Here is an 8,585-nt window from a genome sequence, read left to right as displayed (position 1 = left end):
CTATCTTTATATTATTTTTTTATTCTTCTCTTACATTTTCTCTTCTATTATCTTTTTTTTTTTTTCAAGCAGAAGACGGCATACGAGTTGTCTTAGGGTCTCGTGGGCTCGGAGATGTGTATAAGAGACAGATCAGGCAGTGCCCAGGCGAGGCAGGCCCCGGCAGGTCCTGTGCCCGCCCAGGCGGGCCGGGTGACCGTCCTGGCCAAGCCGCCGGTCCGCAAGCTCGCCAAGGATCTGGGCGTGGACCTGACGGCCGTCACGGGCACGGGCCCGGAGGGCTCGATCACCCGCGACGACATCCACGCGGCGGCGGACGCCCCGCAGGCCGCACCGCCCGCGCGGCGCGAGGCCGCGGGGGAGCGGCGGCGCGAGGAGCGCGTCCCCGTCAAGGGCGTGCGCAAGATGACCGCCCAGGCCGTGGTCGCCAGCGCCTTCACCGCACCCCACGTCACCGAGTTCCTCCAGGTGGATGCGACGCGGACGATGGAGGCGGTCCAGCGGCTGCGCACGCTCCAGGATTTCGCGGAGGTCAAGGTCTCCCCGCTGCTCCTGGTGGCCAAGGCCGTGCTCACGGCGGCCAGGCGCTATCCCATGGTCAACTCCGCATGGGACGAGGCGGCGCAGGAGATCGTGGTCAAGCACTACGTGAACCTGGGCATCGCCGCCGCCACCCCGCGCGGCCTCGTGGTGCCCAACATCAAGGACGCCCACGAGCTGTCTCTTCCCGGCCTGGCCGGGGAGCTGGCCCGGCTCACGGAGACGGCCAGGGCGGGCCGCACGCAACCGGCCGAGATGGCCGGGGGCACGATCACGATCACGAACGTGGGCGTGTTCGGCGTGGACGCGGGCACCCCGATCCTGAATCCCGGCGAGACCGCCATCCTCGCCGTCGGCCAGATCAGGGACATGCCGTGGGTGGTCGACGGCGAGCTGGCCGTACGCAAGGTGACGACCCTGGCGCTCTCGTTCGACCACCGGGTCGTGGACGGCGAGCTGGGCTCTCTGTTCCTGCGCGACGTCGGCGCCATGCTGGAGGACCCCCTCCGCATGCTCGCCTGGAGCTAGCCGCCCCAACACGGGGCGTGAATACGGCGGCCGCCGGGAGGACCCCTCCCCCGGCGGCCGCCGTAGGCCCGGACTCCCGCACCCAACCACGTCAGAGCCGGCGGACCCCCGATCAGATACATCGATATCGTGGTCCGCATGATTCGCCACATCGTGCTGTTCACCTGGACCGAAGCCGCCACCGACGAGCAGAAGGCCACGGTGACCACCGAGCTGCGCAAACTGCCCGGCGCGATCCCGCAGCTGCGCTCCTACACGGTCGGCGGCGACGCGGGCATCAACCAGGGCAACTACGAGTACGCCGTGGTGGCCGACTTCGACAGCGTCGAGGACTACCTGGTCTACCGCGACCACCCCCAGCACCAGGCGGTGATCGCGGAGCACATCAAGCCGATCCTCGCCAGCCGGGCCGCGGTGCAGCTCGCGCTCTAGATGTCCGGCGGGTTGTTCTCGCGGTGCATCAGCCGGTCGTCCGACGTGCGCCCCCGCCTGGGGGCCAGCACGATGCTCAGCACCACGCCCACGCCGCCGACGATCATGAAGATGACGCCGATCACGTCCATGTGGACGCTCTGGCCGAACACGTCGGGCTCGATCGCGAACCGCAGGATGGCGCCAAGCGTGAGGAAGAAGATGCTTACCCCGACACCCATGACGACCTCCAGGCAATTGGCGAGTACAGCCACGGTCATACCCGGGTAACGGCGATCACACCCGTGCCATCTCAGGCAAGACAGGACAGTGGCTTCCCGCCGTTGTAAGTGATCATGTCGAGCACCGCCGTGGCCAGGTCGATCGGCGCGCCGATGGGCTGCCCGTCGAGTTCGGCGTAGGCGCGGTGCAGGTTGCCGACGATGCGCTCGGCGTCCAGCAGCCCGCCCCACTCGCCGAGGTCGGTCTCCCTGGCCGCGTCCAGGGGCGACAGCCCTGCCGCCCGGCCCCGCTCGGCCGTCTGCCTGACGAACCTCAGGTAGCCCTCGACCTGGTCGAACACCTCCGGCCCGCACACCTCGCCGTGCCCGGGCACGACGGTCTCCGCGCCGAGCTCCCTGAGCTGGGCGAGGGCGTTCAGCGCCCCGATCACCGAGCCCATGAGCACGAACGGCGTGCCGCCGTTGAAGACGAGGTCGCCGGAGAACAGCAGCCGCCGCTCCGGGATCCACACGTACGAGTCGTTGGTCGTGTGGGCGGCGTGACCGACGTGCCTGACCTCGCAGCGCAGGTCGTCGGAGTGCAGGGTGACCCGGTCGGTGAAGGTCAGGAAGGGCGGCGCGAGCTCCATCCTGCCCCACTCCACCTCGGGCGACCACGCGGCCCGGTAGGCGGGGATGCCGTCGGCCAGGATCTGCGCGCGCACGCCCTCGTGCCCGACGATCGTCGCCTCGGGGAACAGCCAGTTTCCGAAGGTGTGGTCACCATGGTGGTGGGTGTTGACCAGCGTGGTGATCGGCCGGTCGCTGACCTTGCCGATCGCCGCCCTGAAGTCCCGGGTCCTGCGCTCGGTCGAGCAGGCGTCGATGCAGACGACGCCGCGCGTCCCGGCCAGGAAGCCGGTGTTGTTGATCCACCAGCTCCCGTCGGGCTGGATGTAGGCATAGACGCCGTCCGAGACCTCTTCGACGCGCGGGGGCGGCAGGGGATGATCGTGCGAAGACGAGCTCATGCCCGCGAAGCTACTCGCCGCGCCCGCCGCTGACTGTGTCTTTCACGACAGAACGCCCGCCTGGAACCAGGCGGGCGTTCTGCGGGCGACTGCCGCGGGTGGCAGAGGGGTCCGTGAGGGCCTGTACGGGGCCGTCAGGGGTTAGAAGGCCTCCTCGGGCAGCTCCATGAGCTCCTGCCCGGTGGATTCGAGCACGCGCCGCTCGGCGGCCAGCCGGGGCAGCACGGTCTTGGCGAAGAAGGACGCGGAGGCGACCTTGCCCAGGTAGAACGGATCTTCCACCTCGGTCAGCCGGGCCAGCGCCACCTCGGCCTGCCGCAGCAGCAGCCAGCCGATCACCAGGTCGCCCAGCGAGAGCAGCAGCCTGGTGGTGTTCAGGCCGACCTTGTAGACCTCCTGCGGCGACTCCAGCGAGCCGAGCGCCCAGCCCGCCATGGTGTCGCCCATGGCCTTGACCTCGGCGGCGGCCTCGGCGAGCAGCTTGCGCTCCTCCTTGAGCCGGCCGTTGCCCGCCTCGGACGCGGCGAACTCGCCGATCTCGGTCAGCAGCGCGCCGACCGCGGCGCCCTGGTTGCGCAGGATCTTCCTGAAGAACAGGTCGAGCCCCTGGATCGCGGTGGTGCCCTCATACAGGGAGTCGATCTTGGAGTCGCGGATGTACTGCTCGATCGGGTAGTCCTGGAGGTAGCCGGAGCCGCCGAGGGTCTGCAGCGAGCGCGACAGCAGCTCGTACGACCGCTCGGAGCCGACGCCCTTGACGAGGGGCAGCAGCAGGTCGTTCATCGCGTGGGCGTGCCGGTCGTCCGGGTCGATGAGGATCGCGTCCTGGAACGTGGCCGTGTAGAGCACCAGGGCCCGCATGCCCTCGGCGTACGACTTCTGCAGCATGAGCTCGCGCCGCACGTCCGGGTGGTGGGTCACGGTCACGCGCGGGGCGGTCTTGTCCGTCATCCTGGTCAGGTCGGAGCCCTGGAAGCGGGCCTTGGCGTACTCCAGGGCGTTCAGGTAGCCCGTGGAGAGCGTGGCGATGGCCTTGGTGCCGACCATCATGCGGGCGTGCTCGATGACCATGAACATCTGCTTGATGCCCTCGTGCACCTCGCCGATCAGCCAGCCGACCGCCGGGTGCTTGTCGCCGAACGTGAGCTCGCAGGTCGTGGAGACCTTCAGGCCCATCTTCTTCTCGACGTTCGTGACGTAGACGCCGTTGCGCTCGCCCAGCTCACCGGTCTCGAGGTCCACGTGGAACTTCGGCACCAGGAACATCGACAGCCCCTTGGTGCCCGGGCCGTGGCCCTCGGGGCGGGCCAGCACGAGGTGGAAGATGTTGTCCGACATGTCGTGCTCGGCGCTGGTGATGAAGCGCTTGACGCCCTCGATGTGCCAGGTGCCGTCGGGCTGCCGTACCGCCTTGGTCCGCCCGGCGCCCACGTCGGAGCCCGCGTCGGGCTCGGTCAGCACCATCGTGGCGCCCCAGTTGCGCTCGATGGCCAGCTCCGCGAAGCGCTTCTGCTCCGGAGTGCCCACCTTCCACAGCGTGTAGGCGAAATTGGGGCCCGCGGCGTACATGTACAGCGCCGGGTTCGAGCCGAGCACCATCTCGGCCGTGGCCCAGGCCAGCGTCCTCGGGATGCCGGGACCGCCCAGCTCGGTGGGCAGGTCAAGGTGGGCCCAGCCGCCGTCGACCAGTGCCTTGTACGACTTCTTGAAGCCCTCGGGCACGGTCACGGAGCCGGTGGCCGGGTCGAACACGGGCGGGTGCCGGTCGCCCTCCTCGAACGAGTCCGCGAGCACGCCCGTCGCCAGCCGGTTGACCTCGTCCAGAATGCTGCGGGCGACGTCCTCGTCGACTTCCGCGAAGGGGCCTGTGCCGAGGATCTCGCCTCTCCCGAACACCTCGAAGAGGTTGAACTCCAGGTCGCGCACGTTACTTCTGTAGTGGCCCATGGGCGCCGATCTCCTTGAACCGAGGGTTTTCTACTGGTCAGTAACCTTACTCTGCAATGCTACCCGTGGGTAACCCCTGTTATGCATGGCATGCTCTCCCCATGGACGCCGAAGAACTCGCCGACAGGTGGCGGGCGCGACTGGAATCCTGGGCCATCCCCGACGAGATCATGGCCAAGGCTCCCGCCGATCCGTGGAGTCACTCGCCGGAACGGTTCGGCACCCGCACCGACAGGGCGCTGGCCGAGCCCGACGACGGGCCGACCATGACCCGACTGTCCGAGGCGCTGCCCGACAAGGGCACGCTGCTCGACGTCGGCTCGGGCCCGGGCGCATCCTCGCTGCCGCTGAGCCGGCGCATCGGCCACCTCTACGCGGTGGACACCTCCGCGTCGATGCTGGAGGGGTTGACGGCCAGGGCCGACAAGCTGGGGGTCCCGGTCACGACGGTCGAGGGCCGCTGGCCCGACGTGGCCGGCCGGGTGCCCGTGGCCGACGCGACGATCGCCGCGCACGTGGTCTACAACGTCCCCGACCTGGTGCCGTTCCTGCGGGCGCTCGACGACCGCACTCAGGGCAGGGTCGTGATCGAGTTGCCGCACCGCCATCCCATGAGCTGGATGACGCCGCTGTGGCAGCACTTCCACGGGGTCGACCGGCCGGTGCGGCCCATCGCGGAGGATTGCGTGGCGCTGGCCGCGGCGCTCGGCTTCGCGGTGCAGGTGGAGGAGAGGGAAGCTCCCCTGGAACGTTTCATGTCGCTGGAGGAGCTGGCCGCCAGCGCGTGCCGGCGGGTGTGCCTCGACCCGTCGAGGGCGGAGGAGGTGGCGGCGACGGTGCTGGAGCTCGGCATGTGGCCGATGCCCAGAGACCGGTGGGTCACCATCTGGTGGGAATGACCCGCCCAGCCGGCTTGTTCTTATCGGTGAGCTGACAGCTCCCGGACGAGACGCGCCGTACCCGGAACGCCAAGACGACGCATCGGCACACAGTCTCGTCTACAGGGAGTCCGATCATGGCGTGGATCTTCATCGTGCTGGCCGGCGTCTTCGAGGTCGGCATGGCGCTCTCGCTCAAGCTCAGTCATGGTTTCACCCAGCTGTGGTGGACCATGTCGTTCCTGGTCACGGCCGTGCTGAGCTTCGGCCTGCTCTCGTACGCGCTCAAGACCCTGGAGGTCGGCACCGCGTACGCCGTCTGGACCGGCGTCGGCGCGGCGGGCACCGCGATCCTCGGCATGATCGCCATGGGCGACGACGTCTCGCCGGCCCGGCTCATCTCGATCGGCCTGATCCTGGCCGGGGTCATCGGCCTGCGAACACTGGCTTGACGTGCTCGGTGGTGTCGGGTTGGGTGATCCATGCCGTGACCATCGACGCCGCGGACCCGTACGAGATCGCCAGCTGGTGGAGCAGGGCCACAGGGCTGCCGTTGGGTGACGACGACAATCCCGGCGACCCCGAGGTGATGCTGCGCACGAAGCAGGACCCGTTCCTGCTGTTCATCCGCGTGCCCGAGGGCAAGACCGTGAAGAACCGGCTGCACCTCGACGTCAACGGCACCGATGGCAGGACCCGCGACCAGGAGGTCGAGCGGCTGGTCGGGCTGGGCGCGACCGTCTTCGACGACCGGCGGCAGCCCGACGGCACCGGCTGGGTCACCATGCTCGACCCCGAGGGCAACGAGTTCTGCGTCTGCAGGAGCCAGGCGGAGCGGGAGGTCTGACGACCTCCGGCCGGCGGGCGGGCGCTCACCGGGCGGTGCGCGCCCGGCCCCGCATCGAGAGCGTGAGGATGCCGGCGATCAGGTAGACCAGCGCGCCGTGCCACAGCGAGTGCCAGGCCGAGCCGAACACGCCTTCCCCGTCGAGCACGAGCTGCACCGGATAGTCCAGCACGGCGGTGATGCCGGCGGGCAGCAGCGAGAACTTCCAGGGGTGCTGCAGCGACCACTGGCGCGCCTGGCGGGTCACCCGGTCGCCCTCTCCCGGCTTGGAGACCGCTCCGATCGCGGCGATCAGGGCGAACAGGCTGATACCCAGCCCCAGCGCCCACACCAGATCGCCACCACCCGTGAGCAGGCCCATGCCGTAGCTGGCCGCGGTCACGGCGCCGCCACCGATGGCGGCGGCCTTCCAAGGGGCTCCGCGCAGCGCGGCGCCCGACAGCGAGACCTCATCGCGTCGACTGATTTCGTTCATGTCATTCATGCTGCCGTCCGGGCCACCCGAGGGGCATCGGGGATGGACCCTGAGGCGTCCCTGACATCATTCGGACATGCAGGAAATGGTGATTGTGCGACTCCAGCCCGGCGACGGAGACCGTCTGAAGGACGTCCGGCTGCGCGCTCTGCGGGACTCGCCGGACGCGTTCGGCTCCTCGTACGGGCGCGAGGTCGACTTCCCGCCCGGGAAATGGGCGGAAAGACTGGAAGACCCGGACTCGCGGTGGTGGGTGGCCGAGAACGGCGGCGCCGACGTGGGACTGGTGTGCATCAGGCGGGAGGGCGAGCTGGCCCACCTGCTGTCCATGTGGGTCGCGCCGGAGGCCAGGGGCAAGGGCGCCGCCTCCCGGCTCGTGGACGAGGCCGTGGCCTGGGCCAGGGACATCGGGGCCGAGCAGGTCGGCCTCTGGGCCGTGGACCAGAACCACGCCGCCCGTGCCCTCTACGCCCGCAAGGGCTTCAGCGCCACGTCCAAGGTCATGGCGCTGCCGTCCAACCCCGAGCTGATGGAGACGTTCTACGTGCTGTCACTGATCTTCCGCCAGGCGCGCAGGGACGACGTGCCCGCCATCGTGGCGATGCTGGCCGACGACCACCTCGGCGCCACCCGCGAGGGCGACCCGGGCGACGAGCGCTATCTGACGGCGTTCGAGCGGATCGACGCCAACCCCTTCGACGAGCTGATCGTGGCCGAGCAGGAGGGCAAGGTGGTGGGCACGATGCAGCTCACGTACCTGGCCGGGCTGTCGCGGCTGGGCGCCGAGCGCTGCCAGATCGAGGCCGTCAGGGTCGCCGCCACCACGCGCGGCCAGGGCCTCGGCCGCAAGATGATCGAGTGGGCGGTGGACCGGGCGCGGGCCCGCGGCTGCGCGGTGGTGCAGCTCACCTCCGACAAGTCGCGTACGGACGCGCACCGCTTCTACGACTCGCTCGGCTTCACCGCCTCCCACGAGGGCTACAAGCTGTCGCTGAGCTGAGCCAGCATCCAGCGGCACCACTCGGCCCGGTGCCGCTCGTAGCTCAGCCCGCACCGCAGCGTGGCGTAGTTGCCGAACCGGGGATCGCCGAACGGTGGCGGGCCGCCGAATGACGCCTCCTGCCGCTCGTACTCGGCCAGGCGCTCCTCGTGCGCGGCGAGCTGGTCGGCGAACAGCCGCCTGACCAGCCCCGGTTCGGCCAGCCACGACGCGTACGTCTTCAGCACCAGCTCATCGCGCTCGGGCCGCTCGCGCGCCGGCTCGGTGACCCACTCCCTGAGCGCGGCCAGGCCCTCGGCCGTCAGGTGATAGAGCTTCTTGTCCTGCGGCCCCGGCCCGTGCTCGGTCGTGAACCGCACCAGCCCGCCCGTCCGCAGCTTCTGCAGCTCGGCGTGGATCTGGCTGTGCCCGGCCGTCCAGAAGTAGCCGACCGGCCGCCGCATCGCCGCGGCGAGGTCGTATCCCGTGCGATCGCCGCGCGCCAGCACGGCGAGGATCGCGAATCCCAGCGTTGAGGTCATGGCGTGGCCAAGGATATGGTGCCCTCATGACTATGTCAGTTTAGACATAGTGCCGGAGAAGGGGGCGGCCATGCGGTTCATCGGCTTAGCGGGGCTCATGATGGTGCTGACGGCCTGCGGGGGCGCGGTCGGCACCGGAGCGGCGGCCGGCCCGTCCGGCGCCCCCACGACCGCCACGCCGCCCCC

At 69.5% G+C, this 8,585-nt stretch carries 10 protein-coding genes, 1 pseudogene and 1 riboswitch; of the genes and pseudogenes, 6 read left to right on the top strand and 5 right to left on the bottom strand.

Annotated elements, in window-relative coordinates; all coding sequences use genetic code 11:
- Positions 1 to 156 precede the first annotated feature (156 nt).
- A pseudogene (locus ETD85_RS57425) lies at positions 157 to 1,068 on the top strand (dihydrolipoamide acetyltransferase family protein); the annotation flags it as partial.
- A 138-nt stretch (positions 1,069 to 1,206) separates the two neighbouring features.
- Positions 1,207 to 1,500, top strand: coding sequence for a Dabb family protein (locus tag ETD85_RS57420; protein ID WP_138698261.1), 294 nt, complete (start codon positions 1,207 to 1,209; stop codon positions 1,498 to 1,500).
- Here ETD85_RS57420 and ETD85_RS57415 read toward each other — a convergent pair.
- The 3 genes from ETD85_RS57415 to ETD85_RS57405 all read right to left on the bottom strand — a co-directional run bounded on the left by ETD85_RS57415 (position 1,497) and on the right by ETD85_RS57405 (position 4,678).
- The gene (locus ETD85_RS57415; protein ID WP_138698260.1) at positions 1,497 to 1,721 is read right to left on the bottom strand and encodes a hypothetical protein; all 225 of its coding nucleotides are present in this window, start codon (positions 1,719 to 1,721) and stop codon (positions 1,497 to 1,499) included. The genes ETD85_RS57420 and ETD85_RS57415 overlap by 4 nt on opposite strands.
- Before the next feature lie 71 nt (positions 1,722 to 1,792).
- On the bottom strand, positions 1,793 to 2,731 hold the full coding sequence (locus ETD85_RS57410; RefSeq protein WP_138698259.1) for an MBL fold metallo-hydrolase: 939 nt from the start codon (positions 2,729 to 2,731) through the stop codon (positions 1,793 to 1,795).
- 141 nt (positions 2,732 to 2,872) lie between these two features.
- Positions 2,873 to 4,678, bottom strand: coding sequence for an acyl-CoA dehydrogenase (locus ETD85_RS57405; protein WP_138698258.1), 1,806 nt, complete (start codon positions 4,676 to 4,678; stop codon positions 2,873 to 2,875).
- A gap of 101 nt (positions 4,679 to 4,779) precedes the next feature.
- Here ETD85_RS57405 and ETD85_RS57400 point away from each other — a divergent pair, with 101 nt between their 5' ends.
- The 3 genes from ETD85_RS57400 to ETD85_RS57390 all read left to right on the top strand — a co-directional run bounded on the left by ETD85_RS57400 (position 4,780) and on the right by ETD85_RS57390 (position 6,403).
- Positions 4,780 to 5,577: a class I SAM-dependent methyltransferase gene (locus ETD85_RS57400; protein WP_138698257.1), complete on the top strand. Its 798-nt coding sequence runs from the start codon at positions 4,780 to 4,782 to the stop codon at positions 5,575 to 5,577.
- A gap of 25 nt (positions 5,578 to 5,602) precedes the next feature.
- Positions 5,603 to 5,661, top strand: a riboswitch (guanidine-III (ykkC-III) riboswitch).
- 32 nt (positions 5,662 to 5,693) lie between these two features.
- Positions 5,694 to 6,008: a DMT family transporter gene (locus tag ETD85_RS57395; protein ID WP_138698256.1), complete on the top strand. Its 315-nt coding sequence runs from the start codon at positions 5,694 to 5,696 to the stop codon at positions 6,006 to 6,008.
- Between the two features lie 35 nt (positions 6,009 to 6,043).
- Complete coding sequence (locus ETD85_RS57390; protein ID WP_338087265.1) at positions 6,044 to 6,403, top strand: VOC family protein; 360 nt, start codon at positions 6,044 to 6,046, stop codon at positions 6,401 to 6,403.
- A gap of 25 nt (positions 6,404 to 6,428) precedes the next feature.
- Here ETD85_RS57390 and ETD85_RS57385 read toward each other — a convergent pair whose 3' ends face one another.
- Positions 6,429 to 6,878 (bottom strand): hypothetical protein, encoded by a 450-nt coding sequence (locus tag ETD85_RS57385; RefSeq protein ID WP_240780082.1) that lies wholly within the window; start codon positions 6,876 to 6,878, stop codon positions 6,429 to 6,431.
- 76 nt (positions 6,879 to 6,954) lie between these two features.
- Here ETD85_RS57385 and ETD85_RS67800 point away from each other — a divergent pair, with 76 nt between their 5' ends.
- Positions 6,955 to 7,878, top strand: coding sequence for a GNAT family N-acetyltransferase (locus ETD85_RS67800; protein ID WP_138698255.1), 924 nt, complete (start codon positions 6,955 to 6,957; stop codon positions 7,876 to 7,878).
- Here ETD85_RS67800 and ETD85_RS57375 read toward each other — a convergent pair.
- A complete protein-coding gene (locus ETD85_RS57375) occupies positions 7,857 to 8,399 on the bottom strand; it encodes a PadR family transcriptional regulator (RefSeq protein WP_138698254.1) in 543 nt (180 codons plus the stop codon). The two genes, ETD85_RS67800 and ETD85_RS57375, sit on opposite strands and share 22 nt — an antisense overlap.
- Positions 8,400 to 8,585 lie beyond the last annotated feature (186 nt).

Source organism: Nonomuraea zeae, assembly GCF_005889725.1.
In the GTDB taxonomy this organism is placed as follows: Bacteria; Actinomycetota; Actinomycetes; order Streptosporangiales; family Streptosporangiaceae; genus Nonomuraea; species Nonomuraea zeae.
Note: the sequence above shows the minus strand (reverse complement) of the source record. Positions and strands in the feature narration are given on the sequence as shown.

Bases quoted from the DNA above. Each gene is read 5' to 3' on its own strand.
- ETD85_RS57420 (WP_138698261.1), top strand. From the start codon at position 1,207: ATGATTCGCCACATCGTGCTGTTCACCTGGACCGAAGCCGCCACCGAC.
- ETD85_RS57415 (WP_138698260.1), bottom strand. From the start codon at position 1,721: ATGGGTGTCGGGGTAAGCATCTTCTTCCTCACGCTTGGCGCCATCCTG.
- ETD85_RS57410 (WP_138698259.1), bottom strand. From the start codon at position 2,731: ATGAGCTCGTCTTCGCACGATCATCCCCTGCCGCCCCCGCGCGTCGAA.
- ETD85_RS57405 (WP_138698258.1), bottom strand. From the start codon at position 4,678: ATGGGCCACTACAGAAGTAACGTGCGCGACCTGGAGTTCAACCTCTTC.
- ETD85_RS57400 (WP_138698257.1), top strand. From the start codon at position 4,780: ATGGACGCCGAAGAACTCGCCGACAGGTGGCGGGCGCGACTGGAATCC.
- ETD85_RS57395 (WP_138698256.1), top strand. From the start codon at position 5,694: ATGGCGTGGATCTTCATCGTGCTGGCCGGCGTCTTCGAGGTCGGCATG.
- ETD85_RS57385 (WP_240780082.1), bottom strand. From the start codon at position 6,878: ATGAACGAAATCAGTCGACGCGATGAGGTCTCGCTGTCGGGCGCCGCG.
- ETD85_RS67800 (WP_138698255.1), top strand. From the start codon at position 6,955: ATGCAGGAAATGGTGATTGTGCGACTCCAGCCCGGCGACGGAGACCGT.
- ETD85_RS57375 (WP_138698254.1), bottom strand. From the start codon at position 8,399: ATGACCTCAACGCTGGGATTCGCGATCCTCGCCGTGCTGGCGCGCGGC.